The sequence below is a fragment of the Streptomyces sp. PA03-1a genome (genome assembly GCF_033792805.1).
Taxonomy (GTDB): domain Bacteria; phylum Actinomycetota; class Actinomycetes; order Streptomycetales; family Streptomycetaceae; genus Actinacidiphila.
Map to the genome: position 1 here is coordinate 1 of NZ_JARAVO010000148.1, position 23,427 is coordinate 23,427.

The following is a 23,427-nucleotide window of genomic DNA, read 5'->3' on the forward strand; positions in this document are numbered from 1 at the left end:
CCCCCGCGACTACACCCACGCCCTCGACATCCGCAACCGCGTCATGCTCGAACTCGAACCCGACCACATCGCCGTCCGCCCCGACCACGCTGCGGAGGAGACCGGCAACCCACCCGGTTCCTGACCGGACCTCACGTCAGCAGGCCTGCGGGCAGTCCCGTCTCGCGCACCGCGCCACCGCTCCCGGGCTCCACCCGGTGCAGGGTCGGACCCGGTCGTTCCGAGACGACCTCAGTGAGACCGCCGTCGGTGAACAGGGCCGCCACCCCGTCGTCGAGGGCCCAGCCGGCGGGCAGTTCCCCCTCGACCACGGCAGCGCGGAACGTGGGCCTGCGGGCGGGCTCGCTGTCGTAGTGGGGGCAGAGGCTGCCCGTCAGCAGGCCGAGGCCGTCGCGCAGCGGTGTGACGGGTCCGAAGGAGTCGGTGAGGCAGGCCCCGAACCAGCAGTTGGCGCCGGCGCTGATGCCGCACAGGAGCACGCCCGCGTCGAGGGCTTCGCGGAGGACCGCGTCGAGGCCGTGCACGCGCCACACGGCGAGCATGGCCGCGGTGTTGCCGCCGCCGACGTGGACGACGTCCTGGGAGAGGACGAAGGAACGCAGGTCCCGGTGGTCACGGCGGAACAGCGGCAGGTGCGCCGGTTCGCAGTCGCGCGCGGCGAACGCCGCGTGGAAGTCCTCGACGGAGGACTGCGCGTCACCACTGGCGGTGGGCACGAAGCAGACCTTCGGGCGCCGCCGCCCGGCGGTGCGCAACACGTATGCGTCGAGCGGCGACCCGGGCGCCCACGAGAAGCCGCCGCCCAGCAGCACGATCCTTCTCTTCGCGGCCATACGGACATCTTTGACGGCCACTGGGCGGGCGACACCTCCTGCCCCGGACCGGCGCCGGAACGGCCATCGGCGCGGGCGGACCAACGACTCTGACGCGAAGCCCGACTCATGTCAATATGTATTCCTAATTTAGGAGAATCCCGGAACGCGGCGTGCCCAAAACCTTGACAGGCCCTTCCCGGCGGGTGCATGTTCGGCAACGTTGTCATCGCGATGGCAACGTTGTCATCGCCTCGATGATGCCAGGCCGCCTCCTCATTGAACATCCCTGAACGGAGCCGTTGTTCATGCCGGACCAGTCCTCCCTGCCCTCCCGACGCGCCGTACTCTCCACCGGCTCCACCCTCCTCGCGGGGTTCGGGCTCGGCATGGCCTTCCCCGCCGCCGCCACGGCACAGACGCGGTCCTCGAACCCGGCCGGTGCCCGGGGCGAACTCGCCGCGTACCGCCCGGTCACGGTGTCCTCCACCGACTACGCCCCCACACCGGCCGAGTTCGCCGTCGACGGCCTCGACCGGGTCGGCGTGCGGGGCTCCGGCTGGCGGGCCGCCGCCGGCGACCCCCAGTGGATAGCCGTCGACCTCCAGGCCCTGTGCGAGGTCGGGTCGGTGCGCCTCACCTTCGAGGCGACGGTCGACGACCCGCCGTTCACTCCCGGGACCGGTGGCAACCCCCGCGACAACACCACCGGCCAGGAGGTGCTGTCGAGTTGCGCGGTCGCCTTCGTGATCGAGACCTCGCGCGACGGGAAGTCGTGGACCGTCGCGCACCGCACCGACGACGGCAAGGGCGGGGTCGTGGAGATCGCCCTGCCCCGGCCCGTCACCGCCCGCTGGGTGCGGATGACGGTCACCAAGCGCTCCAACGCCAACCCTCTGGGCCTCAACGGCTTCCAGGTGTACGGCACCCCGCGCGGACACCGCCCCGAGGCCACCGGCTGGACCGACTGGGGCACCCACCACCGCACGCCCCCGGCCCTGGAGGTCGCCGACGACGGCACCGTGCCGCTGGAGTCCGGCTGGGACCTGACCATGGACGACTGGGCGGGCGGCAGCGCCGCGGAACTGTCCGCGCCCTCCGTGGACACCAGCGCCTGGCTGCCGGCCACCGTGCCCGGGACCGTCCTGTCCTCGCTCGTGGCCGAGGGCCACCTGCCCGACCCGGTCGCCGGCTTCGCCAACCTGCACATCCCCGAGGCCCTCTCCCGCCACTCCTGGTGGTACCGGCGCGAGTTCCGCCTGCCCAAGGGCCTGCGCACCGGGGCCGGGCGCCGCGTCTGGCTCGAGTTCGACGGGGTCAACCACGAGGCGGACATCTGGCTCAACGGCAAGCAGGCCGGCACCCTCACCTTCCCCTTCGCCCGGGCCGCCTACGACGTGACCGGGCTGCTGGCGGCGCAGGGCCCGCAGGCCCTCGCGGTGAAGATCAGCCCCATGCCGTTCCCGGGCAGCCCCGGCGACAAGGGCGCGGCCGGCCTCGCCTTCGTCGACGCCGGCGCGAACATGATGAACCGCAACTCGCCGACCTACCTGGCCTCCTCCGGCTGGGACTGGATGCCCGCGGTGCGCGACCGGGCCGCCGGCATCTGGAACCACGTACGGCTGCGCTCCACCGGCGACGCCGTCATCGGCGACCCCCGTGTCGACACCGTCCTGCCGGACCTGCCCGACACCCGCACGGCCGAAGTGACCATCGTCGTACCGCTCCGCAACGCCGCCGGGGAGGCCAGGTCCGTCACCGTCACCGCCGCCTTCGACGGCGTGCGCGTGCAGCGGACGGTCACCGTGCCGGGGGGCGGCAGCACCGACGTCGTCTTCGACCCGGCCTCGGACCCGAAGCTGCGCCTGCGGAACCCGAAGCTGTGGTGGCCCAACGGCTACGGTGAGCCGGAACTGCACCGGCTCACCCTCACCGCCTCCGTGGCCGGGCAGGAGAGCGACCGGCGCACCACGCGCTTCGGCCTGCGCCAGTTCGGCTACGAGTACGACACCCCGCTCACCTTCCAGTCCGGCTCCGACGCCTACGCGCAGACGGTCACGTTCACCCGGCGGACCGCCCGCTACGTGCGGATCCTGTGCCGCACCCGGGCCACCGACTGGGGTTCGTCGATGTGGGCGCTGTCGGTGGCCGACAGCACCGTGCCCGACCTCGACCTCGCCCTGCACAAGGAGGCCACCTCCTCCTCCACCGACGACCCGAACAACCGCCCCGGCAACGTCACCGACGGGGACCCGGGCACCCGCTGGTCGTCGAAGTTCGAGGACGACCAGTGGGTCCAGGTCGACCTCGGCTCCGCGGTGTCCTTCGACCGCGTCGTCGTCACCTGGGAGCAGGCGTACGCCGAGACGTACACCGTCCAGGTCTCCGACGACGGCGACGACTGGACCGACGCCGCGTCCGTCGACAACGCCGCGGTCCCGCTGCCCTTCCAGACCTCGGGCGCGGCGAGCCTGCAGGACGTGGAGTTCGCCGCGACCACGGCCCGCTACCTCCGGATCCTCTGCCACACGCGCGCCACCAGCTGGGGCTCGTCGATGTGGGGCCTGTCGGTGGTCGACAGCGGCACGCCCGGCACCGACCTGGCGCTGCGCAAGGAGGCCACCGCCTCGTCCTCCGAGGGCGACGGCAGCGGTCCGGGCAACGCGGTGGACGGCAAGCCCGGCACCCGCTGGTCCTCGAAGTACGAGGACGAGCAGTGGATCCAGGTCGACCTGGGTTCCGCGGTGCGGTTCGACCGGGTCGTCATCACCTGGGAGCAGGCCTACGCCAGGACGTACACCGTCCAGGTCTCCGACGACGGCGACGAGTGGACCGACGTGAAGTCCGTCGACAACTCCACCGTGCCGCTCAAGATCAGCGTCAACGGCGTCCGGGTCTTCGCCCGCGGCGGCAACTGGGGCTGGGACGAACTGCTGCGCCGCATGCCCGCGGAGCGCATGGACGCGGCCGTGCGCATGCACCGCGACATGAACTTCACGATGATCCGCAACTGGGTCGGCAGCAGCAACCGCGAGGAGTTCTACGCCAGTTGCGACGAGCACGGTCTGCTGGTGTGGAACGACTTCCCCAACGCCTGGGCGATGGACCCGCCCAACCGTCAGGCCTTCCTCGACCTGGCGCGGGACACCGTGCGGCGCTACCGCATCCACCCCAGCGTCGTGGTGTGGTGCGGCGCCAACGAGGGCAACCCTCCGGGCCCGGTGGACGACGGGATGCGCTCCGCGGTCCGCGCGGAGGCCCCCGCCCTGCTCTACCAGAACAACTCGGCCGGCGGCATCGTCTCCGGCGGCGGCCCGTACGGCTGGGTCGAGCCCGAGCGGTACTACTCCGCGTCCACCTACGGCAGCGGCAGCTTCGGGTTTCACACCGAGATCGGCATGCCCGTCGTGTCGACCGCCGAGACCATGCGGCGCATGGCCGGCGACGAGCCCGAGTGGCCGGTCGGCGGCGTCTGGTACCACCACGACTGGAGCACCCGCGGCAACCAGGCCCCGCAGAACTACCGCGCGGCCATCGAGGGCCGGCTCGGCACCGCGGAGGACCTCGACGACTTCTGCCGCAAGGCGCAGTTCGTCAACTACGAGAACTTCCGCGCCATGTTCGAGGCCTGGAACGGCCGGCTGTGGGACGACGCCGGCGGCCTGATGCTGTGGATGTCGCACCCCGCCTGGTACAGCACGGTGTGGCAGACGTACGACTACGACTTCGACGTCAACGGCGCCTACTACGGGGTCCGCAAGGCCGCCGAGCCCGTCCACGTGCAGGCCGATCCCGTGACCGGGAAGGTCGTGGCGGTCAACCACACGCCCGCGGCTCTCGAGGGTGCGACGGTGTCCGCGCGGCTGCTCGACCTGTCCGGTCATCCGCTGTCCGCGGAGCGTCGCGGCACGGTGGACGTCGCGGCGTCCGCGAAGGCGGAGGCGTTCACCGTGGCGTGGACGGACGGCCTGCCGGACTTCCACCTGCTGAAGCTGCGACTGACGGACCGTCACGGCGACGTGCTGTCCGAGAACGTCTACTGGCGCTACCGCAAGCCCGAGCACATGCAGGCGCTCAACAAGGCCGCGCGGACCCGGGTCCTGGCCGACGTCACGGACACGGACCTCTCGGGCGACCGCCACGGGCTGACCGCGCGGCTGAGCAACCGGGGATCCACGGTCGCCGCCCTGGTCCGGCTCTCCCTGCTGGACTCCCGTGACGGGGACCGGGTGCTGCCCACCCTGTACAGCGACAACTACCTGTGGCTGCTCCCTGGTGAGAGCCGCACGGTGACGCTGTCCTGGCCCGCCGGGGCGCTGCCGTCGAAGCGTCCCGAGCTGCGGGTCGACGGCTACAACGTGCCGCCGGTCACCGCTCAGCCGTAGCCCCCGTCGCCGCCCTGGCGGTCACCTGCCGGATGACCGCCACGGCGATGCGGCGCGCCGGGAACCCGTCCCACATCGCGGACGTCTGACAGGAGGTGACGACTTCTCCAGCCCTGATGCGCCCGGCGCGGTTCGGCGACCTGGCGGCCATCGTGGACGTGCACACGCAGGCGCGTGCCGCGTACTACCAGGCGGGCGGCCTGCCCGGTTCCGAGATCGACAGCCCCGACGGGTGGGCGCGCCGTCGCGCGTCCTGGGCGCACGCCATCCAGTCGAGCGCGACGACGGTGCTGTGCGCCGTCGAGGACACCGAGGTGGTCGGCGTGGTGGCCATGGGGCCGCCCAAGGAGGGCTCGGAGGCCGCGCCGGCGTGCGGTGAGCTGCACTGGATCCACATACGCCCCGACCGCTGGGGCCGCGGCGTCGGGGGGCGGTTGCACGCCGAGTTCGTGCGCTTCCTGCGGGACTCCTCCCTGGAGACGGGGCTGCTGGACGCCTGGGAGCGCAACAGCCGCGCCCTCGCCTTCTACACCCGCCACGGCTGGGTCCCGGAGGGCGGTCGCCGGCCCGGCCCCGGCGGCGCCGACTTCGTGCGTCTCCGTCTCGACCTGCGCGGCCGCGTGTCCGCCGCCGCGTCCGCGGGCAGTAGCGTGCCACTGGCCTGACCGGCAGCGTCTGGCATCCTGTCCGGTGTGCTGATCAAGGGGTACGACCACGGACCGCTGACGGCCGGTGAGCCGCTGACGGACCGGCCCGGCTTCTGGGCGAACCACCTCCTGGGGTGGTGCGAGGCCGGGCCGTCCGGCGAGCGTCCCGAGCCGGAGTGGTTCGGGGACGACGGGGCCGACACCGACGCCCTGGCCGAGGTGCTGGACGACGAGCGGGCCTGGCCGGTCCTCAGGGTGCCCTTCGGGGACGGCCACTGCGTCGTCCTGGTCCACCGGAACCTCGACGGCGACGCCGGGCTGGACTTCCTTCTCACCCACCCCGGCTGGGTCCGCGCGGAGACCCTGTTCTCGTACGCCGGCGACGCCTACGGCCCCGGTCTGCGGTGGCGCCAACTGGTGCACGTCGCCGACGCGGTGCCGGGTGCCGGCCCGGACGAGGGCCTGTCCGATCCCGCCGCCCGGCTGCTGCTCCTGCTGCCCGTGCTCACCGACGGCCGGCGGCACGCCACGGAGGCCCTGCCGCGGATCGCCGCCGCGCTCACGGCGGTCGGCGCGCCGCAGGAGACGGCGGCGCTCGCGGCCCGGTGCCTCATCGGCGGTCCGGGGGACGGGATCTGGCACGACCCGGCGTGGGGCTCGCCGCTCAGCGGTGGCGGTTCCCGTACCGGGGAGGGCGAGGGGCGGCCGTACCCGGAGCCGTTGCCGGGCCTCGGCGTGACCGCCGCCCAGGGGGAACGACTCGCCCGCGCCCTCGGCGGGCACGGGGAGCCGTCCACCGGGGTCAGTGAGCCATGGACTTGACCCATTCCTCCACGGTGACGACGTCGGCCTGCCGCGGGAACACCTTCTCCGTGAGCACGCGGTGCACCTCCGGGTCGGCGTCCAGGCATCCGTCGGACAGGACGGTGAGGCCGTAGTCGAGGTCGGCCGCCTGGCGCAGCGTGGACAGGACCACGCCTGAGGTCGCGATGCCGGTCAGGACGAGGCTGTCGACGCCACGCGCCCTCAGGACGACGTCCAGGTCGCTGCCCGCGAAGGCGCTGACGCGCTTCTTGGTGACGACGACGCCGCCGGGGGCGGGCGCGACGTCGGGGTGGATCTCGGCGCCCGGGTCGCCCGCGGCGAAGCCGCCCGCCTGCGCGAGCGCGCCGAAGGTCTTGTTGCGGGGGCTGATCTCCGGATGTCCGGCGCGGAAGCCGATGACGACGTGGATGACGGGGACGTCCGCGGCACGCGCGGCGTCGATCGCGTCACGCACCCGGGACAGGTAGCCGGTGTCCCCGGTGAAACGGTCGGTGATGGCTCGCTGGACGTCCATCACGAGGAGTGCGCTGTGCGCCATTCTTGCTGTCCTTTGTCCGTGCCGTTCGGGTCGTTCGGGTCGTTCGCGTCGCCACCGGGACGGCTCGCCGCGGGGGTGTCGCGGCGGCCGCGCAGCGCCGAGGCGAGCGCGGCGATCAGGGCCATGACGGTGGCCGCGCCGAAGACGGTGACGAGTCCGTGGTGGAAGGGACCGGAGACGAGCGTGGGGAAGAAGGCCGTGCCGGTCAGGACGTGCACCTGGTGCTCGGGCAGGGTGCCGAGGACCCCGCTGGGCCCGAGCAGGTGGCCGATGGGGTTGTCGCCGAGGAAGGTGGCGAACAGGGTGCTCACCGGCGGCAGTCCGGCGACCTGCTCGGCGGTGCCGGCGGGCACGCCGTTCGCCCGCAGTCCGTCCGCGAGCGTCTGCGGCAGCGAGCCGGCCAGGCCGGCGATCATCAGCGAGAAGCACAGGCCGATGGAGAGCGCGGTACCGGAGTTCTGGAAGGTGGAGCGCATGCCGGAGGCGACGCCGCGCTGATCCGGCGCGACGCTGCCCATGATGGCCGAGGTGTTGGGGGCCGAGAACATGCCCTGCCCGATGCCGCTCACCAGCAGCAGTGCCGCGAAGGCGGGGTAGGGGAAGTCGACCGGGAGCGCGAGCAGGCCGACGAACGCGGCCGCCACGAGGACCAGTCCTGTGGTGGAGAACAGCCGGGCGCCGAAGCGGTCCGACAGGTACCCGGACACCGGCCCCGCCACGAGGAAGCCGACGGTCAGCGGCAGCATGAACAGGCCCGCCCACAGGGGCGTCTGCTCGAAGTCGTAGCCGCGCAGCGGCAGCCAGATGCCCTGCAGCCAGATGATGAGGGTGAACTGCAGGCCGCCGCGGGCGATCGCGGTCAGCAGCACCGCCAGGTTGCCGGCGGCGAACGCCGTGATGCGGAACAGGCCGAGCTGGAACATCGGTTCCGCGACCCGGGTCTCCGCGACGCAGAACGCCACGAGCAGCAGCACGCCCGCCGCCAGGCCGCCGAGCACCCAGGGGTTGGTCCAGCCCGTGGGGTGGCCGCCGTAGGGCTGGATGCCGTACGTGATGGCGGCGAGCAGGCCCCCGGCGCCTGCGGTGAAGGTGAGGTTGCCGATCCAGTCGACGCGCCCCGGCTTCCGTGCGCCGGTCTCCCGCAGGCTGCGGTACGACCAGACGGTGCCGACGACGCCGATGGGCACGCTCACCCAGAACACCGCGCGCCAGTCGATGGTGGCCAGCAGCCCGCCGGCGATCAGCCCGAGGAACTGGCCCGCGAGCGCGGTGATCTGGTTGATGCCCAGCGCCATGCCGCGTTGCCGGGTGGGGAAGGCGTCGGTGAGGATGGCCGCCGAGTTCGCGGTCAGCATCGACCCGCCGACGGCCTGCACGATCCGGAAGCCGATCAGCCACAGGGCTCCGCCCCCGCCCCTGAGCGGGTCGAGGGACAGGGCGAGCGAGGCGCAGGCGAAGATCGCGAAGCCCATGTTGTACATCCGGACCCGGCCGAACATGTCGCCCAGGCGGCCGAGCACGACCACCAGCACGGCGGAGACCAGCAGGTAGCCGAGGATCATCCAGAGCAGGTAGCCGATGTTGCCGGGGGCGAGCGGGTCGAGGCCGATCCCGCGGAAGATGGCCGGCAGGGAGATGATCACGATCGACGCGTCGATCGTCGCGATCAGCACGCCGAGCGTGGTGTTCGACAGCGCCACCCACTTATAGCGGCCGCCGGCGACGTCCGCGCTGGTCACAGCTGCTCCGCCAGCCGGTCCAGCAGCGGCAGCGCGTCGACGAGCTGCCGCCGCTCCTGCGGGGTGAACTGCCCGCCCAGCACGGCGGCCAGCCGCTGCACCGACTCCGACCGGCGGTCCGCGAGCACCTTCAGCCCCGCCTCCGTCACCGTCATCACGACGCGCCGCTTGTCCTTCGCGTCCGGCCTGCGGCTCACCAGCCCGCGTTCCTCCAGCCCGGCCAGCGTCGTCGCCATCGCCTGCGGGCGCACCCGCTCCAACTCGGCCAGCGACCCCGGAGAATCCGGGCCGTCCCGGTCCAGCCGGGCGATCACCGACACCTCCGACAGCGTCACGTCCCCCACGGCGTGCGCCTGGCGCAACCGCCGCGCGATCCGGCCCACGCTCAGCCGCAACGCGGCCCCGACCTCGGTCGGGTCACCCGCTTCGAGTGCCTTCGCATCCATGATTAGTAACAATAGATTAATCAATCTGATGTAACTATCGAGCTCCGGTCAAGACCGGACCAAGAGGCGGCGCCGGGACCGGGCGGGAGCGCCCGGGGACCCCCGCTTGCGGGGGGCACACAGGCAGCGCATAAGGTTAGGCTCGCCTAATGCTTCAAAGGTGAACCACGTACAGGAGCCTCCACATGTCTCTTCGGCGCCGCGGCACAGCCGCCGTCGCTGTCGCCATCGCCGCCGCGCTCTCCCTCGCGGCCTGCGGTGGATCCAGCAGCAACGGGAAGGAGGGCAGCGCAGCCGCCTCCGCGACCGCCGGGTCCAAGGACTCCAAGTCCGTCGCGCAGGGCGGCGAGGACTTCGGGGACGCCGCGGAGAAGACCGCGGCCATGGGCACCACCGCCAAGCCGGGCGAGTGGCCGCGCACCCTCACGCACGCCATGGGCAGCACCGTCCTCAAGGCGCAGCCGAAGCGCGTCGTCGTCCTGGACGTGGGCGAGCTCGATAACGTTGTCTCGCTCGGCATCAAGCCGGTCGGCCTCGCGCCCACCGAGGGCTCGCCGGAGCTCCCGTCCTACCTCAAGGGCGCCGCGGGCAAGCCCGCGAACATCGGCACCATCAACAGTCTCAACCTCGAGGCGATCGCCGCGCTCAAGCCGGACCTGATCCTGGGCAGCCAGTTGCGCGCCGCCGACTCCTACGACGAGCTGTCGCAGATCGCGCCGACCGTCTTCTCCATCCGCCCCGGCTTCACGTGGAAGGAGAACTACCTCCTCAACGCGGCCGCGCTGGACAAGACCGCGCAGGCCAAGGCGAACCTCGACGCGTACGCGAAGAAGGCGGAGGCACTCGGCACGAAGCTGGGCGCCGACAAGCCGACCGTGTCGATGGTGCGCTACATGCCCGAGGGCAAGATCCGCCTCTACGCGAACGACTCCTTCATCGGCACCATCCTCAAGGACGTCGGCATCCCGCGGCCGAAGAACCAGGACATCGAGGACCTGGCCGCCGAGATCAGCGCCGAGAACATCGACCAGGCCGACGCCGACTACATCTTCACCGGCGTCTACGGCGACCCCAAGGCCACCGAGAAGTCCAAGGCCCAGGGCAACCCGCTGTGGAAGAACCTGAACGCGGTCAAGGACGGCCACGCCTTCGACGTCCCGGACGAGACCTGGTACCTCGGGCTCGGCGTCACCGCGGCCAACGCGGTCCTCGACGACCTGGAGCAGCGCCTCACGGCGTGAGCCCGCGAGGCCACCGAGAGCCGTACGCCGGGCGCCAGCGGGCCGTCGTGCCCGCCGGCGCCCGGCGCGCGCCCGTACGACCCGCAATCCGCAACGCGGAACCCTGAAAGAGAGAGTGAGCGCGGCGCATGGCGCGACCGACCCGTCGCCGTATCGCCTGGCTGGTGGGGTGCGCGGTGATGCTGCTGATCGCCGTCCTGCTGAGCCTGGCCGTCGGCAGCCGACAGATCGCCCCCGGCGAGGTCATCCAGGCCCTGCTGCACGGCGGCACCAGTGACGACGCCCAAGTGGTGCGGGCGTTGCGCGTGCCGCGCACCGTCATAGGAGTGCTCGCCGGCGCCGCCCTCGCCGTCGCCGGGACCGTGATGCAGGGCGTCACCCGCAACCCGATCGCCGAACCCGGCATCCTGGGCGTCAGCCAGGGCGCGTCCGTCGGGGTGGTGTGCGCGATCGCGTTCCTCGGCGTGCACACCCTCACCGGGTACGTCTGGTTCGCCTTCGTGGGCGCGGCGGTCGCGGCCGTCGCCGTGTACGCCGTCGCCGCGGGCGGTTACCGCGGCGCCTCCCCCGTGAAGCTCGCGCTGGCGGGCGCCGCGATGAACGCCTTCCTCGCCTCCGTGGTCTCCGGGATCGTCACCACCGACGCCCACGCCCTGGACGAGTTCCGGTTCTGGCAGGTCGGCTCGATCAGCGGCCGCGGCAGCGACGTCATCGGCCAGATCTGGCCGTTCGTGGCGGCCGGACTGCTGCTGGTCGCGACGATGGCCCGGGGCCTGGACGCGCTCGCGCTCGGCGACGACGCCGCCAAGGGCCTCGGCCACAACGTGGCGCTGCTGCGCGTCCTGGGCGCGGTGGGGGCGACCGTGCTGACCGGCGCGGCCGTGGCCGCCGTGGGGCCGATCGCCTTCACCGGCCTGGCCGTTCCGCACATCGCCCGGGCCCTGGTCGGTGCGGCGCACCGCTGGGTGCTGCCGGTGGCCGCCCTCCTCGGTCCGGTGATGATCCTCGCCTCCGACGTGCTCGGCCGTATCGTCTTCCCGCCCTCGGAGGTACCGGTGGCCGTCATGACCGCCCTGCTCGGCGTGCCGTTCCTCATCGCGCTGGTGCGGCGCCGGACGGTGGTGGCCGCATGAGCCGCGCGACCGCGCCCACGACCTCGCCGACGCCCACGCCCACGCCCGCCCGGCTCTCCGTACGCCCGGCCGGGCACGCCCTGTTCCGTCCCGGGCGGGGCAGTTTCCTGGTCCACCGCCGGGCGGTCCTCGTCGCCGTCGTGCTCGCCGTGCTGCTGCTCGCGGCCGTCGTGCTCTACCTCTGCGTCGGCGAGTCCTTCGTCTCCCCGGCGGAGGTCGTCAACGTCCTCCTCGGCCGTCCCAGCCCCGACCAGCTCGTCGTCGGCACGCTGCGACTGCCCCGCCTGGTCGTGGGCCTGCTCGCCGGGGTCGCCTTCGGCGTCGCCGGGGCGCTGGTCCAGGCCGTCGCGCGCAACCCGCTGGCCAGCCCCGACGTCATCGGCGTGACCCACGGCGCGGGCGCCGCGACGGTCGCCGCGATGAGCTTCGGCCTCGCCTCGCACACCGCGCTCCCGTACGTGTCGATCGCGGGCGGGCTGGCGGCCGCGCTGCTCGTCTACGTCTTCGCCTGGCGCCGCGGGCTCCACGCGTCGCGCTTCGTCCTCGTCGGGATCGGCGTCTCGGTCGCCCTGGGCTCGCTCACGCAACTCTTCCTCACCAAGGGCGACTTCCTCGTCGCGCAGCAGGCCAAGGTCTGGCTGACGGGCTCGCTCAACAGCCGCGGCTACGACCAGGCCGCTCCCCTGGCGACGGTGCTGCTCCTGGCGATCCCCGCGGCGCTCTGGGCGGCCAGGGCCCAGCGCGGCACCTCCTTCGACGACGACACCGCCTTGGCCCTCGGCATCCGGCTGGACCGGGTACGGCTCGGCCTGACCGCGCTCGGCATCGTCCTGGCCTCGGTGGCGACGGGGGCCACGGGACCGGTCGACTTCGTCGCCCTCCTCGCCCCGCAGATCGCCCGGCGGCTGACCCGTACGGCGCAGATCCCGCTGCTGTCCTCGGCGCTGACCGGCGCGCTCGTGGTCGTCGTCGCCGACCTGCTGGCCCGGCGCCTGTTCTCCCCCGTCGAACTCCCCGTCGGCGTCCTCACCGCAGCGGTGGGCGCCCCCTACCTGATGTGGCTGATCGCCCGCACCCGCAGCCGTTCCGGAGGCACCACCTCATGAGCCGTACCAGCCGACTCACCGCCCGGGAGCTGACCCTGGCGTACGAGGACCGCACCGTCGTCGACGGCCTGGACCTGGAGGTCCCGGACGGGCGGGTCACCGTCATCGTCGGCCCCAACGCCTGCGGCAAGTCCACGCTGCTGCGCGCGCTGGGCCGGCTGCTCAAGCCGCGCTCCGGCACGGTCCTGCTGGACGGCACCGAACTCGCCCGCATCCCCGGCCGGCAGATCGCCCGGGCGATCGGCGTCCTGCCGCAGAGCCCCACGCCGCCGGACGGCATCACCGTCGCCGACCTCGTGGCGCGCGGACGCCAGCCGCACCAGAAGTGGTGGCAGCAGTGGTCCGAGGCCGACGAACGCGCCGTAGCGGAGGCGCTGGAGCACACCGGCACCGCCGACCTCGCGGACCGGCCGGTCGACGAGCTGTCGGGCGGGCAGCGCCAGCGGGTGTGGATCGCCATGGCCCTCGCCCAGGAGACCGACCTGCTCCTGCTGGACGAGCCGACCACGTACCTCGACATCGCCCACCAGGTGGAGGTGCTGGACCTGGTCCGCCGCCTCAACCACGGGCGCGGACGCACGGTCGTCGCCGTGCTCCACGACCTCAACCAGGCCGCCCGCTACGCCGACCACCTCATCGCCATGAAGGCCGGCCGGATCGTCGCCCAGGGGCCGCCCCGCGACATCGTCACGGCGGACCTCGTCCACGAGGTCTTCGGCCTCACGTCGGTCATCGTCCCCGACCCGGTCACGGGCAGCCCCCTCGTCGTCCCGGGAGTCCCCTGGCAACCTGCCGCGGCGGAGTGACCCCTCCCCCGTCGCACGGCACGGCGGAGGCCGACGGCCTCCGCCATACTGCCCGGGTGACCGCACCGACCGGCCCCGTGATCCTCTTCGACGACGACTTCCACATGTACGTCCTCAGGGACGTCGCCCACGCGGAGGCCTACTGGGAGATGCCGGACGAGTACACCTGCGGATTCGACGCGCAGGCACGCCCTCTGGGCATGGCGGGCGAACCCCATCGGGTCACCCTCAAACTCACCGGCGCCGCACCCGCCGAGACGGCACTGCGCCGCCTCGTCGCCGACCATTACCGGCGCTTCCTCCCCCGCGAGGCCCCGCCACAGGCGGCGGACCTGGCGGAGTTCGTGGCGGCACTGCCCCGCGACGGCGGCTGAAGCGGCACCCGGCCGGGCGAACGTCAGCGCGGCGGCGGCAGGGGCTCCTCCTCGAACCGGGCGTCACTGGGTCCGTCGGTGCGCCCCTGTTCCTGGGCCGGCCCGGGTCGGACAGCGCGGTCTGGGAGCATCGGGCCATGAGCGGAACCCACCTGAGCGTCAAGGACGTCGTCGTCGACTGTGCGGATCCGGAGCGGCTGGCCGCGTTCTGGGGCGAGTTGCTGGGGCGGGCGGTCGTGGCGCGGATCGGCCCGTACGTGTGGCTCGCGCGGGGCGAGGGGCCGGGCCTGGGCTTCCAGCGGACCGAGGAGCCCAAGTCCGGGAAGAACCGGGTCCACTTCGACGTGGCCTCGCCAGATCCGGGGGCGGAGCGGGCGCGGATCGAGGCGCTGGGCGGGCGGATGCTCGAGGAGTACACCGAGGGCGGGTTCCTGGTCATGGCCGACCCCGAGGGGAACGAATTCTGCGTCGTCCCCGAGGGGCCGTTCGAGCTCGACGACGAGGGACGCGCGAGCTACCTCCGCGACGGCGGCTGACCAGGGCGAGGCCCCGCAGCGATGTGCCGCATGACTTCCGGCGGCGGCCGCGGGCGGCGCGGAACCGCCGCCCGGCGGACCGGGGCGCGCTCTCAGCTCGTGGCGGGCAGCGCGGCGACGAGGAGGTCCCGCAGCGGCTCGCGTTCCGTGGGGAGTCCCGCGGCCCGCAGCCAGGAGACGCGGTTGGCCATGGTGCCCCAGCAGGCGTCCTGGCCGACCAGGGCCTCCAGGAAGGCACGTTGGGCCTCCGTCAGCGGCCGGCCGGGGGCGTACGGGGTCGGGAAGGCGCACGCGAGGAGCGGGCCCCACTCACTGTCGACGGTGTGCTGGTGGTACTTCGGCACCAGCGCGAGGGCGGCCGGGAGGACCTCGTCGAAGTGCCGGGCGCGGTCGAGCAGTCCGCGCAGCAGGGTGAAGCGGAACCAGCCGTCGAACTGGGGCAGCGGCTCGTCGAACCACTCGTCGGCGGCCGTGGGGTCCGCGAGCGCGTCGAGCAGCGCCGGCACGGCCTCGGAGCCGGAGGTGCCCAGCGCGGCGCAGGCGCGCACCGCCGGGTCGGGATCCGCCAGGAAGCCGCCGGTGTCATGCCCCCAGGCTCGCAGCGACAGGAGGGCGCCCGCCCGCTCGCGGCGGTCTCCGTCGGCCCGGGCGATCCGCTCCAGGCGTTCGGCCGCGGCCGGTACGCGGTCGGCGAGTTCGGGCGCCCGCAGCAGATGCGTCACCGCGCCGAGGGCCGCCTCCCTGACGGTGGCGTCCGCGTCGTCCAGCCAGGGCACGACCGCGCCGAACAGTTGCGGCCGGACGGCACGGCACGCCTCGATCGCCGCGATCTCCTCGGCCCAGTCCTCCTCGCCGTCCTCCTCTGCCTCCTCGTCCTCCTCGTCCTCCTCGTCCGCCGCGGAGTCGGCGAGTTCGCCCAGCCATTCCAGGAGCGCGGCACGCAGCGGCCGGACCCGGTCGTCCCAGGAGAAGTAGCTCTCGTGAACGGCGAGCGTGCGGGGGTCGCCCAGGATGCCCGCGACGAACAGCGCGGCGGGCGCGGTGGCGGAGTACAACGAACCCTGGTGCAGGACGGACATCTCCAGCCGGCCGAGCGACTCCGCCTGCACCTCCGGGTCGTCGTGCAGGAGCCCGAGCAGGTCGTCCGGGGTGCCGTCCGCGGGTCCGTAGGCGTGGGCGAGGGCTGCCCAGTCGGTCGCCGGCAACAGGGCGGCGGGTTCGGGCAGGGCGGTGGCGGCGTCTTCGTTCGCGGACATGGCGGCAGTCTGCCGCAGAGGTCCGACAACGGCCGCGCACATCAGGCGAATCCGGCCCTTTCACCCGTGTTCGCGCGTTAACTGTGGGGCGGCAGTGAGCGATGTGGGGAGGGGGGAGTACATTGCGGCTGCCATTGGCATCGGAATTCACCACAGCCTGGAGAACTTGTGACCGCATCCCCCCGCCGTGCCTGGTACCGCCCCGGCACCCTGATAGCAGCCGCCGCGACCGGTGTCATCGGTCTCGGCCTGTGCGCCACCCCGGCGTCCGCCCACACGCCCAACTGGAGGGCGGACTGCCACACGGTGGAACTCCACCTGAAGGCGTACAACGGGCGCGTCACGAACACCGTGACGGTCACCGCGGACGGCAAGGAACTTCTGAAGACCACGGAGTTCGGTTCGTCCTTCGACTGGACCCACGAAGTGCCGGCCCACACCGCCGACGTGCACCTGCACCTCAGCGTGGTGGCCGGGGACGGCAAGCAGTTCTCGAAGGAGGACGACTTGACCGTTCCGGCGTGCCAGGACCAGAGCACGCCCACGCCCACGCCGACGGAGACGAAGACCACCGAGTCTCCCAAGCCCAGCGAGACGCCCAGCGAGTCGGCCAGCACGGCCCCCTCCGCTGCGCCCTCCACCCCGTCCACCGACGAGTCCCCGGCCGGCGACCTCGCCGAGACCGGCGCCTCCAGCTCCACCCCGCTGATCGCGGGCGGTGCGGCCGTCGCGCTGCTCGCCGGCGGCGGTCTGCTCTTCGCGAACCGCAAGCGTCGCGCCGCGGCCCGTCACTGACCCCCGGTCGCTGACGGCGGTGCGGTGACGCGCCGTGCATGACACAAGGGTGCCGGACCGTGCTCCGTACGGTCCGGCACCCGTCTTTTTGCGCCCCGAGGCGGTCGCCCCGCGTCAGGCCACGGGCCCCGGCGCGGCGGAGGCCTCGAACTCCCCCTTGCGCAGCCGGTACACCTGCAGCCGCAGGTCGTAGTACTTCTCGGTCTCCCCGACCCATTCCATGCCGACGCTGCGGGCCGTGGCGGCGCCGCGGTCGTTCCGCGGGCGGACCACGGCGAAGAGTTCGTCGACGCCCGACGCGAAGGCGTACCCGGCCAGGGCGCGCCCGGCCTCGGTAGCCAGGCCCCTGCCCCAGTAGGGGTGGGCGAGCTGCCAGCCGATCTCGAGGTCGACGCCGTAGGGCGGGAGCGGCAGGACGGCGGCTCCGCCGACGAGTTCTCCGCTCTCGCGCAGTTCGATCGCCCAGCGCCCGGCCGGCCGTTCGAGGGCGGCGCCGCCCTCCTCCCAGGAGCGCAGCAGTTCCCGCATGGACGCGACGTCGGGCTGCCGGGTCATCGCCGGAGCGAGCCAGCGCGTCACGTCGTCCGCCCCGTAGACGGCCAGCGCCGCTTCGGCGTCGTCGCCGCGCCATGGCCTCAGGACGAGCCGGGGGGTGACGATCCGGGTTTCCTCGTTGCCCTTCGCGCGCTGCGCCGTGGCCGTACCAGTCATCTGCGTCTTCCGTCCCTGTCGCGGGCTCCGCCGGCCGTACGTCCGGCGGAGGCCCGAAGTCCCCTGTGCCCCTGCACAACACCAGGAGGCCGCCGTCACTTCCCGCCCCGCTCCCGCCTAACCCTCATCACTCGCTTGACAGGTTACCTCGATCCTGTTTCGATGTAACCATCGAAGTGAATCTAAGGGGTTAGACATGGTCACCGTGCACCACCGCTACGCCGAGGTCCAGGGGCACCGGCTCTTCTACCGGGAGGCGGGCCCGGCCGACGCCCCCGTCCTCGTGCTCCTCCACGGCTTCCCGACCAGCTCGTTCATGTTCCGCGAGCTGATCCCGCGGCTCGCCGGCCGCTACCGCGTCATCGCGCCCGACCACCTCGGCTTCGGATTCTCCGACGCCCCCGCCGCCGACGCGTTCGCGTACTCCTTCGACGCCCTCGCCGGACTCACCAAGGGCCTGCTCGACCGGCTGGGCGTCACGCGCTACGCGCTCTACGTCCAGGACTACGGAGCGCCGATCGGCTGGCGCCTCGCGCTGGGCGACCCCGGGGCCGTCACCGCGATCGTCACCCAGAACGGCAACGGCTACGAGGCGGGGTTCATCGAGGAGTTCTGGAAGGACGTCCACGCCTACCAGCGCGAGCAGACCCCCGAGACCGAGGCGGGCGTCCGTGTGGCACTGAGCCTCGAGGGCATCAAGTGGCAGTACGTCACGGGAGTGGCGGACGGGACCACCGTCAGTCCCGACACCTGGCACCACGACTTCCAGCTGGTCTCCCGGCCCGGGAACGACCTCGTGCAGCTCACGCTCTTCCGTGACTACGCGTCGAACCTCCCGCTCTACCCGCGCCTGCACGAGTACCTGCGCACCCACCCTGTGCCCGTGCTCGCGGTCTGGGGCGAGAACGACCCCATCTTCGGGCCCGACGGCGCCCGGGCCTTCGCCAAGGACGCGCAGCGGGCGGAGGTGCACCTCCTCGACGGCGGCCACTTCCTCCTGGAGACGCACGTCGAGCCCGTCGCGGAGCTGATCCTGGGCTTCCTCGACAAGGCCGGGCTGCCCCGCTGAGTTCCCGCATCCCCCACCCCACCGCCGTACGACGATTGCGAGGGCCATGACCCGCCACACCGGCTTCCACGAGGGCGAACTCGCCGTCCAGCGACGTGCCGGCGTCGCACACGAGGCCGCGCGCCTGCGGGGCATGCTCGACCCGCCGCACCTCGGCGGCGGCGTGGCCCACTTCCTCGCCGAGCGGGACCTGGCCGTGCTCGGCGCGCACGACGAGGACGGACGCCTGTGGGTCTCCCCGCTGACGGGGACCCCGGGCTTCCTCTCCACCCGGGGCGACCTCATACGGGTCGCCGCCCGTCCGCGTACGGGCGACCCCCTCGCCGTGCTCCCCGTCGGCGGGGCCGCGGCCCTGATCGTGATCGACTTCGCGATCCGCCGCCGGCTGCGTCTCAACGGCACCCTCGCCGCGGCCGACGACGCCGGCTTTGAGCTCGCCGTCGACCAGGCGTACGGGAACTGCCCCCAGTACATCCAGCAGCGCCTGCTCGGCCCGGCGCCGGCGGACGCCCCCGACGGCGAGGACACGCCCACGACCGGGGCGCGGCCGGCCAACCGGCTCGACGCGGCGCAGGCGGCCCTGGTGGGTCGCGCCGACACCTTCTTCCTGGGCACCGCCCACCCCGAACACGGCGCCGACGTCTCCCACCGGGGCGGCCCGCCCGGATTCGTCCGGACGGCGCCCGACGGCAGCCTGTGGTGGCCGGACTACCCCGGCAACAACATGTTCAACAGCCTCGGCAACCTGGCCGGCGACCCCGCCGCGGCCCTGCTCTTCGTCGACTTCGCCGCCGGGACGGCGTTGCAGCTGTCCGGCACCGCGGTCGTCGACTGGACCGCGCCCGGTGCCGCCGGCGACGACGGGGGCACCGGCCGCCGGGTCCGCTTCACCCCGCGGCACGTCGCCACCGGGCGGGTCCCGGTCCGGGCGGACGCCGTCCTGCCCTACCGGCTCAACCCGCCGCTCACCGCCTGACCGGGATCAGCTGCCCGTCACCGCGGCCAGCAGTCCGCGGAAGTCCTCCTCGCAGGCCGGGCAGCCGCGCAGGTGCACCGCGACACCGGGGTACTGCCGCTCCGGTGCCGCGTCCGCCAGGAACAGCTCCAGGTAGACGTCCATCAGGTCCAGCGCCGCGTCGCAGCCGGGGTCCAGGGGGTCGGTCCGCAGGAGGTCGTCAAGGCCCTGCCAGTCGTTCATGAGCGCCTCGCTGTCGTCAGGGGCAGATGTCCATTGGCTGCGAGCCGGGCACGGAGCTTACGCCGCGCGTCGAACATCGTCTTGTAGAGCGCGTTGCGGTTCGTCCCGAGTTCCGCGGCGAGCGTGTCGGCGTCCACGCCGTTGACCGCGAGCGCGGTGAACACCGTGCGCTGGCGCTCGGTGAGCTCCTCGTCGACGGCCTCACGCAGGGCGTCCACGAGTTCACGGGCCTCGCTCTGCCGGACGGGGTCGATGCCGAGCCGGTCGGGGAGCCGCTCCCACGCCTCGGGGTCGAGCTGCACGCCGGCCGTCCGCCAGAAGTGACGGCCGAGCTTGCTGGACACCTCGTTCATGACGAACTTGTACGCCCAGGTCGTGAAGCGGCTGTCACCGCGGAAATCGCCGATCTTCCGGGTGATCGACAGCAGCGCGTCGGCCGCGGCCTGGTGGGCGATGTCGTCCAGCTCCGGCCCGGTGATGCCGTGCCGCGACCCACGCCGGTTCAGCTCGGCGTAGGCGATCCGCAACAGCAGCGCGTGCAGCCGGCCGGTCGCCTCCTCGTACGCCTCACCGTCCGCCGAGAGCGCCCGCACCCACTGCGCGGACTCCGCGTCGAGGGACCGGCCTCCCCAGGCCCCCTCACCGGCCCGGCCGTCGTGTTCTGCGGAACCCATGCAGCGATCCTAGACGCGGCCGCCCGCCCCCACCTCCACGGCGGCGCCCCCGGGGCCCCGCGGAAAACCGGTCGTTCCCGGCAGGTAAGACCCGCGCGTTCCCCGTCACCAATGGGCGTACGGAAAAGAGAGCCGCGAGCAAGGAGGGACCGTGACCGGCTACCGCAGGAACCCGGAGGCCGTCTCGCGACTGTCACCGGAGCAGTACCGCGTGACGCAGGAGAACGGCACCGAGCGCGCCTTCACGGGCGCCTACCTGGACAACAAGGAGCCCGGGATCTACGTGGACGTGGTCTCGGGGGAGCCGCTGTTCGCCTCGGTCGACAAGTACGACAGCGGCAGCGGGTGGCCGAGCTTCACCCGGCCGCTGGACCGCACCACCGTCGTGGAGCGGCCCGACCCCGCTTACGGCCGGCTGGCCACCGAGGTCCGCTCGGCGACGGGCGACAGCCACCTGGGGCACGTCTTCCCCGACGGCCCCCGGCAGGCGGGCGGCCTGCGGTACTGCATCAATTCCGCCTCACTGCGCTTCATCCACGCCGATGACCTGGAGCGGGAAGGTTACGGGGCCTACCTCGGGTTGTTCGACAATGGTGACAGGACCGATTCGGAGGATTGACATGGCAGGACAGACACAGAGGGCCGTGCTCGCGGGCGGGTGCTTCTGGGGCATGCAGGACCTGATCCGCAAGCAGCCCGGCGTCGTCGCGACCCGCGTCGGCTACTCGGGCGGCGACGTGCCCAACGCGACCTACCGCAACCACGGCACGCACGCCGAGGCGATCGAGATCCTCTTCGACCCCGAGAGGACGGACTACCGGGCACTGCTGGAGTTCTTCTTCCAGGTCCACGACCCGACCACGAAGAACCGCCAGGGCAACGACATCGGCATGAGCTACCGCTCGGCGATCTACTACGTGGACGACGAGCAGAAGCGTGTCGCGGAGGACACCATCGCCGACGTCGAGGCCTCGGGCCTGTGGCCCGGCAAGGTCGTCACCGAGGTCGAGCCCGTCGGGCCCTTCTGGGAGGCCGAGCCCGAGCACCAGGACTACCTGGAGCGCTACCCGGAGGGCTACACCTGCCACTTCCCGCGGCCGAACTGGCGGCTGCCGGCCCGCACGAAGGGCTGACCGACCCCGTCGCGCCGCCCTGGTGACGGGCTCGGGCGGCGCGGCGGCCCGACACGGCCCGGGGCCTCAGCGGCTCCGGGCCGCCGTCGTACGTTCAGTCGGCGGCGGTGGCGCGGGCGCGACGGTGGTGGCGCCGGGCCTTCATCCGGTTGCCGCAGGCGGCCATGGAGCACCAGCGGGCGGTGTTGGCCTTGCTGCGGTCGAGCAGGAACAGCCGGCACTCCTCGTTGGCGCAGGGCCGCAGGCGTCCGGGCCTGCCCTCCTGGAGCGCGCCCCAGACCGTGACGGCCCGCACGGCCGGCCTGCGGTCCGCCGGGGCCTCCAGCTCCCAGTCGATGCCGTGCGCGGTCACCCGCGGCACCCGGACGACCCCGGTGAGCAGCTTCTGGAGGTCGCCGGGCTCACCGTCCCCGCGCGCGACGCGCTGCAGCACCTCGCGCGCCGCCAGGAGGTGGCGCAGCTCCGGCGCCGTGCCGGCTCCGCCGTGGGCGCGCAGCCAGCGGCGGCCGGCGTCCGGGCCGGCCAGCTCGTCCGCCTGGGTCCCGTCGACGACCGGCGTCGTGTTGAGCAGCTCCAGCAGGAAGTCGTCGTCCGTGGTGTCGGCCGTCATGCTCGGCGCCCCCATTCCCGGGTAACCCTTCATTGCGTGTTTGAAGGTTACACCTCCGGGCACGGCGGGCGCCGCCCGGCTCATGAGTGCGTGCCCGCTGGAGCGGCCGTGAACTGCGGCTGGAGGCCCCGATCGAACGCGCGTCGCCCTACCGACCGTCCCGACGGGCCAGGAGGGTCAGCGGTCGAGACCGGCGAGGCCGTCGCCGAGGACGCTCGCGCCCAGGAGCAGCAGCACGACCACCAGGATCGCCGTGCTGTTGGCGACCATGAACCGCCGCAGGCCGTCCAGGACGCGGGACGCGCGCTCCCCGCCGGCCAGGTGCAGGAGCACCGCGCCGAGCACGACGCAGGAACCGACGAGGACGAAGGCGACCACGGCGAGGGCGAGGTCCGTGCCCTGCGCGCCGGTCTCCGCGATCGACGCGGCGGCCGAGGCCGTCAGGACGAGGTTCTTCGGGTTCGCCGCCGACAGCAGGAGGCCGAGCAGCAGCGCGCGTGCGGCGCTCGCCTCGTCCAGCGACCTCGTCCAGCCCGGCGCCTGCGCCTCGTCACCGTTCCTCGGGCGCCGCCACCACTTGCGCGCGCCGAGGACGAGGAGCGCGCTGCCGGCGCACACCCGTCCCCAGTCGGCGACCGCCGAGGAGGGGCTGTGGGGGTCGTGGGCGCCGCCGAACGCCATGGCGACGACGGCGGCCACGGCGACGAGTCCGGCGATCCATCCGGCCGCGAAGAGCGGGCCGTTGCGCCGGCCTTCGCCTCCTCCCAGGATCATGACGACGCCGATCACGGGGAACGGGCTGAGTGCCACCGCGAGGGCCGCGGGCAGCACGGCCCCGATAGCCTGGCCGAGCACCGTTCCCCTTCCGTCCCGCACACCCGGCCGCTCCGGGTGCCTTTGGCTGATCGCGCGGTTCGCCGCGCCGTCAGAGCGCCCGCAGGTCACCGCCGTCGACGGGCAGCATCACGCCGGTCGGGACGGCCGGTCCCCTGGCCCGATCGGTGTCGATGTGCGCCGGCAGCAGGCCGTTCACCCTGGTGCCGGATCCGCCGAGTTCGTCGGCGAGCGTCTTGGCCACCATGGCCAGCCCGGGCCCGTTGGAGACGGCCAGCCCGGGGATCGGTTCGCGGACCGACGAGGACAGGACGAAGGCGAGGGAGCCTTCGCCGGTGAACGCGTTCGCGGCGGCCCGGGCGATGCGCACCGCGCCCAGGAACGTGGACTCGAAGGCATCCCGCCACACCTGGTCCGCGACGTCCATCACGGCGCCGGCGGGCGGCCCGCCGGCGCTGGCTAGGTGTTCTGTCCCGGGAGGTTGTGGACGGGTGATGCAGGTCTCGGTTGAGGGATCTTGAAATGGGTGAGGGCCTTCTGGCCTGGTGTGGATTGCGAC

Annotated in this window: 24 protein-coding genes and 1 pseudogene; 14 read left to right on the plus strand and 11 right to left on the minus strand. The window is 72.9% G+C overall.

Translation table 11 applies throughout. The features are described from left to right. Window positions 1–131 precede the first annotated feature (131 nt). The gene (locus PV341_RS28730) at window positions 132–833 is read right to left on the minus strand and encodes a Type 1 glutamine amidotransferase-like domain-containing protein (RefSeq protein WP_500359340.1); all 702 of its coding nucleotides are present in this window, start codon (window positions 831–833) and stop codon (window positions 132–134) included. Between the two features lie 287 nt (window positions 834–1,120). Between PV341_RS28730 and PV341_RS28735 the strand changes: the two genes are divergently transcribed. From PV341_RS28735 to PV341_RS28745, 3 genes are all read left to right on the plus strand, one after another. Further along, window positions 1,121–5,197 (plus strand): discoidin domain-containing protein, encoded by a 4,077-nt coding sequence (locus tag PV341_RS28735; protein WP_500359341.1) that lies wholly within the window; start codon window positions 1,121–1,123, stop codon window positions 5,195–5,197. Between the two features lie 95 nt (window positions 5,198–5,292). Further along, complete coding sequence (locus PV341_RS28740) at window positions 5,293–5,862, plus strand: GNAT family N-acetyltransferase (protein ID WP_500359342.1); 570 nt, start codon at window positions 5,293–5,295, stop codon at window positions 5,860–5,862. Between the two features lie 27 nt (window positions 5,863–5,889). Continuing rightward, window positions 5,890–6,666, plus strand: a complete 777-nt coding sequence (locus PV341_RS28745) for a hypothetical protein (RefSeq protein WP_500359343.1) — start codon at window positions 5,890–5,892, stop codon at window positions 6,664–6,666. On the opposite strand, the gene PV341_RS28750 is transcribed toward PV341_RS28745, so the two are convergent. From PV341_RS28750 to PV341_RS28760, 3 genes are read right to left on the minus strand one after another with little or no spacing between them, the layout of a single operon-like run. Further along, entirely contained in the window at window positions 6,647–7,207 is a 561-nt protein-coding gene (locus tag PV341_RS28750; RefSeq protein WP_500326236.1) for a cysteine hydrolase family protein, read from the minus strand. The genes PV341_RS28745 and PV341_RS28750 overlap by 20 nt on opposite strands. Then, the gene (locus tag PV341_RS28755; RefSeq protein WP_500359344.1) at window positions 7,183–8,946 is read right to left on the minus strand and encodes an MFS transporter; all 1,764 of its coding nucleotides are present in this window, start codon (window positions 8,944–8,946) and stop codon (window positions 7,183–7,185) included. Before PV341_RS28755 ends, PV341_RS28750 begins: the two co-directional genes overlap by 25 nt. Beyond that, window positions 8,943–9,392 (minus strand): MarR family winged helix-turn-helix transcriptional regulator, encoded by a 450-nt coding sequence (locus tag PV341_RS28760; RefSeq protein WP_500326240.1) that lies wholly within the window; start codon window positions 9,390–9,392, stop codon window positions 8,943–8,945. The genes PV341_RS28755 and PV341_RS28760 overlap by 4 nt, the downstream gene beginning before the upstream one ends. Before the next feature lie 185 nt (window positions 9,393–9,577). Here PV341_RS28760 and PV341_RS28765 point away from each other — a divergent pair, with 185 nt between their 5' ends. The 6 genes from PV341_RS28765 to PV341_RS28790 all read left to right on the plus strand — a co-directional run bounded on the left by PV341_RS28765 (window position 9,578) and on the right by PV341_RS28790 (window position 14,588). Next, window positions 9,578–10,633: an iron-siderophore ABC transporter substrate-binding protein gene (locus PV341_RS28765; protein WP_500359345.1), complete on the plus strand. Its 1,056-nt coding sequence runs from the start codon at window positions 9,578–9,580 to the stop codon at window positions 10,631–10,633. 128 nt (window positions 10,634–10,761) lie between these two features. After that, a complete protein-coding gene (locus tag PV341_RS28770; RefSeq protein ID WP_500326243.1) occupies window positions 10,762–11,766 on the plus strand; it encodes a FecCD family ABC transporter permease in 1,005 nt (334 codons plus the stop codon). Continuing rightward, on the plus strand, window positions 11,763–12,872 hold the full coding sequence (locus PV341_RS28775; protein WP_500359346.1) for a FecCD family ABC transporter permease: 1,110 nt from the start codon (window positions 11,763–11,765) through the stop codon (window positions 12,870–12,872). Before PV341_RS28770 ends, PV341_RS28775 begins: the two co-directional genes overlap by 4 nt. Beyond that, on the plus strand, window positions 12,869–13,678 hold the full coding sequence (locus PV341_RS28780) for an ABC transporter ATP-binding protein (protein WP_500326247.1): 810 nt from the start codon (window positions 12,869–12,871) through the stop codon (window positions 13,676–13,678). The genes PV341_RS28775 and PV341_RS28780 overlap by 4 nt, the downstream gene beginning before the upstream one ends. Before the next feature lie 56 nt (window positions 13,679–13,734). After that, window positions 13,735–14,052, plus strand: a complete 318-nt coding sequence (locus PV341_RS28785; protein WP_500326248.1) for a hypothetical protein — start codon at window positions 13,735–13,737, stop codon at window positions 14,050–14,052. Window positions 14,053–14,189: 137 nt separating this feature from the next. Then, complete coding sequence (locus PV341_RS28790; protein WP_500359347.1) at window positions 14,190–14,588, plus strand: VOC family protein; 399 nt, start codon at window positions 14,190–14,192, stop codon at window positions 14,586–14,588. 92 nt (window positions 14,589–14,680) lie between these two features. On the opposite strand, the gene PV341_RS28795 is transcribed toward PV341_RS28790, so the two are convergent. Further along, complete coding sequence (locus tag PV341_RS28795; protein WP_500359348.1) at window positions 14,681–15,844, minus strand: HEAT repeat domain-containing protein; 1,164 nt, start codon at window positions 15,842–15,844, stop codon at window positions 14,681–14,683. Between the two features lie 168 nt (window positions 15,845–16,012). Between PV341_RS28795 and PV341_RS28800 the strand changes: the two genes are divergently transcribed. Next, complete coding sequence (locus PV341_RS28800; protein ID WP_500326253.1) at window positions 16,013–16,639, plus strand: LAETG motif-containing sortase-dependent surface protein; 627 nt, start codon at window positions 16,013–16,015, stop codon at window positions 16,637–16,639. Window positions 16,640–16,753: 114 nt separating this feature from the next. Here the strand turns inward: PV341_RS28800 and PV341_RS28805 are convergent, their stop codons facing one another. After that, window positions 16,754–17,350, minus strand: a complete 597-nt coding sequence (locus PV341_RS28805) for a GNAT family N-acetyltransferase (RefSeq protein WP_500326255.1) — start codon at window positions 17,348–17,350, stop codon at window positions 16,754–16,756. Between the two features lie 196 nt (window positions 17,351–17,546). Here PV341_RS28805 and PV341_RS28810 point away from each other — a divergent pair, with 196 nt between their 5' ends. Together PV341_RS28810 and PV341_RS28815 are read left to right on the plus strand one after the other, a co-directional pair. Further along, entirely contained in the window at window positions 17,547–18,419 is an 873-nt protein-coding gene (locus PV341_RS28810; RefSeq protein WP_500326257.1) for an alpha/beta fold hydrolase, read from the plus strand. A 46-nt stretch (window positions 18,420–18,465) separates the two neighbouring features. Beyond that, window positions 18,466–19,395 carry a pyridoxamine 5'-phosphate oxidase family protein gene (locus tag PV341_RS28815; protein WP_500359349.1) on the plus strand — a complete coding sequence of 310 codons (930 nt, stop codon included), beginning with the start codon at window positions 18,466–18,468 and terminating at the stop codon, window positions 19,393–19,395. Between the two features lie 6 nt (window positions 19,396–19,401). Here the strand turns inward: PV341_RS28815 and PV341_RS28820 are convergent, their stop codons facing one another. Together PV341_RS28820 and PV341_RS28825 are read right to left on the minus strand one after the other, a co-directional pair. Beyond that, the gene (locus PV341_RS28820; protein ID WP_500359350.1) at window positions 19,402–19,617 is read right to left on the minus strand and encodes a hypothetical protein; all 216 of its coding nucleotides are present in this window, start codon (window positions 19,615–19,617) and stop codon (window positions 19,402–19,404) included. Continuing rightward, on the minus strand, window positions 19,614–20,291 hold the full coding sequence (locus PV341_RS28825; protein ID WP_500359351.1) for an RNA polymerase sigma factor: 678 nt from the start codon (window positions 20,289–20,291) through the stop codon (window positions 19,614–19,616). Before PV341_RS28825 ends, PV341_RS28820 begins: the two co-directional genes overlap by 4 nt. Before the next feature lie 151 nt (window positions 20,292–20,442). Here PV341_RS28825 and msrB point away from each other — a divergent pair, with 151 nt between their 5' ends. Together msrB and msrA are read left to right on the plus strand one after the other, a co-directional pair. After that, the gene (msrB, locus tag PV341_RS28830) at window positions 20,443–20,910 is read left to right on the plus strand and encodes a peptide-methionine (R)-S-oxide reductase (RefSeq protein WP_499515733.1); all 468 of its coding nucleotides are present in this window, start codon (window positions 20,443–20,445) and stop codon (window positions 20,908–20,910) included. A gap of 1 nt (window position 20,911) precedes the next feature. Then, window positions 20,912–21,424: a peptide-methionine (S)-S-oxide reductase MsrA gene (gene msrA, locus PV341_RS28835; RefSeq protein ID WP_500326264.1), complete on the plus strand. Its 513-nt coding sequence runs from the start codon at window positions 20,912–20,914 to the stop codon at window positions 21,422–21,424. Window positions 21,425–21,518: 94 nt separating this feature from the next. Here the strand turns inward: msrA and PV341_RS28840 are convergent, their stop codons facing one another. The 3 genes and pseudogenes from PV341_RS28840 to PV341_RS28850 form a co-directional block, all read right to left on the minus strand. Continuing rightward, window positions 21,519–22,034, minus strand: a complete 516-nt coding sequence (locus PV341_RS28840; protein WP_500359352.1) for a CGNR zinc finger domain-containing protein — start codon at window positions 22,032–22,034, stop codon at window positions 21,519–21,521. A 177-nt stretch (window positions 22,035–22,211) separates the two neighbouring features. Further along, complete coding sequence (locus tag PV341_RS28845) at window positions 22,212–22,889, minus strand: GAP family protein (RefSeq protein WP_500359353.1); 678 nt, start codon at window positions 22,887–22,889, stop codon at window positions 22,212–22,214. 70 nt (window positions 22,890–22,959) lie between these two features. Continuing rightward, window positions 22,960–23,331 (minus strand): annotated as a pseudogene (locus PV341_RS28850) (SDR family oxidoreductase); the annotation flags it as partial. Window positions 23,332–23,427 lie beyond the last annotated feature (96 nt).

What these genes read in the sequence shown, in the direction of transcription:
- PV341_RS28825 (WP_500359351.1), bottom strand. Translation starts at nt 20,291, where the DNA reads ATGGGTTCCGCAGAACACGACGGCCGGGCCGGTGAGGGGGCCTGGGGA.
- PV341_RS28735 (WP_500359341.1), top strand. Translation starts at nt 1,121, where the DNA reads ATGCCGGACCAGTCCTCCCTGCCCTCCCGACGCGCCGTACTCTCCACC.
- PV341_RS28780 (WP_500326247.1), top strand. Translation starts at nt 12,869, where the DNA reads ATGAGCCGTACCAGCCGACTCACCGCCCGGGAGCTGACCCTGGCGTAC.
- PV341_RS28805 (WP_500326255.1), bottom strand. Translation starts at nt 17,350, where the DNA reads ATGACTGGTACGGCCACGGCGCAGCGCGCGAAGGGCAACGAGGAAACC.
- PV341_RS28770 (WP_500326243.1), top strand. Translation starts at nt 10,762, where the DNA reads ATGGCGCGACCGACCCGTCGCCGTATCGCCTGGCTGGTGGGGTGCGCG.
- PV341_RS28750 (WP_500326236.1), bottom strand. Translation starts at nt 7,207, where the DNA reads ATGGCGCACAGCGCACTCCTCGTGATGGACGTCCAGCGAGCCATCACC.
- PV341_RS28810 (WP_500326257.1), top strand. Translation starts at nt 17,547, where the DNA reads ATGGTCACCGTGCACCACCGCTACGCCGAGGTCCAGGGGCACCGGCTC.
- PV341_RS28815 (WP_500359349.1), top strand. Translation starts at nt 18,466, where the DNA reads ATGACCCGCCACACCGGCTTCCACGAGGGCGAACTCGCCGTCCAGCGA.
- msrA (WP_500326264.1), top strand. Translation starts at nt 20,912, where the DNA reads ATGGCAGGACAGACACAGAGGGCCGTGCTCGCGGGCGGGTGCTTCTGG.
- PV341_RS28795 (WP_500359348.1), bottom strand. Translation starts at nt 15,844, where the DNA reads ATGTCCGCGAACGAAGACGCCGCCACCGCCCTGCCCGAACCCGCCGCC.
- PV341_RS28840 (WP_500359352.1), bottom strand. Translation starts at nt 22,034, where the DNA reads ATGACGGCCGACACCACGGACGACGACTTCCTGCTGGAGCTGCTCAAC.
- PV341_RS28790 (WP_500359347.1), top strand. Translation starts at nt 14,190, where the DNA reads ATGAGCGGAACCCACCTGAGCGTCAAGGACGTCGTCGTCGACTGTGCG.
- PV341_RS28760 (WP_500326240.1), bottom strand. Translation starts at nt 9,392, where the DNA reads ATGGATGCGAAGGCACTCGAAGCGGGTGACCCGACCGAGGTCGGGGCC.
- PV341_RS28765 (WP_500359345.1), top strand. Translation starts at nt 9,578, where the DNA reads ATGTCTCTTCGGCGCCGCGGCACAGCCGCCGTCGCTGTCGCCATCGCC.
- PV341_RS28730 (WP_500359340.1), bottom strand. Translation starts at nt 833, where the DNA reads ATGGCCGCGAAGAGAAGGATCGTGCTGCTGGGCGGCGGCTTCTCGTGG.
- PV341_RS28820 (WP_500359350.1), bottom strand. Translation starts at nt 19,617, where the DNA reads ATGAACGACTGGCAGGGCCTTGACGACCTCCTGCGGACCGACCCCCTG.
- PV341_RS28775 (WP_500359346.1), top strand. Translation starts at nt 11,763, where the DNA reads ATGAGCCGCGCGACCGCGCCCACGACCTCGCCGACGCCCACGCCCACG.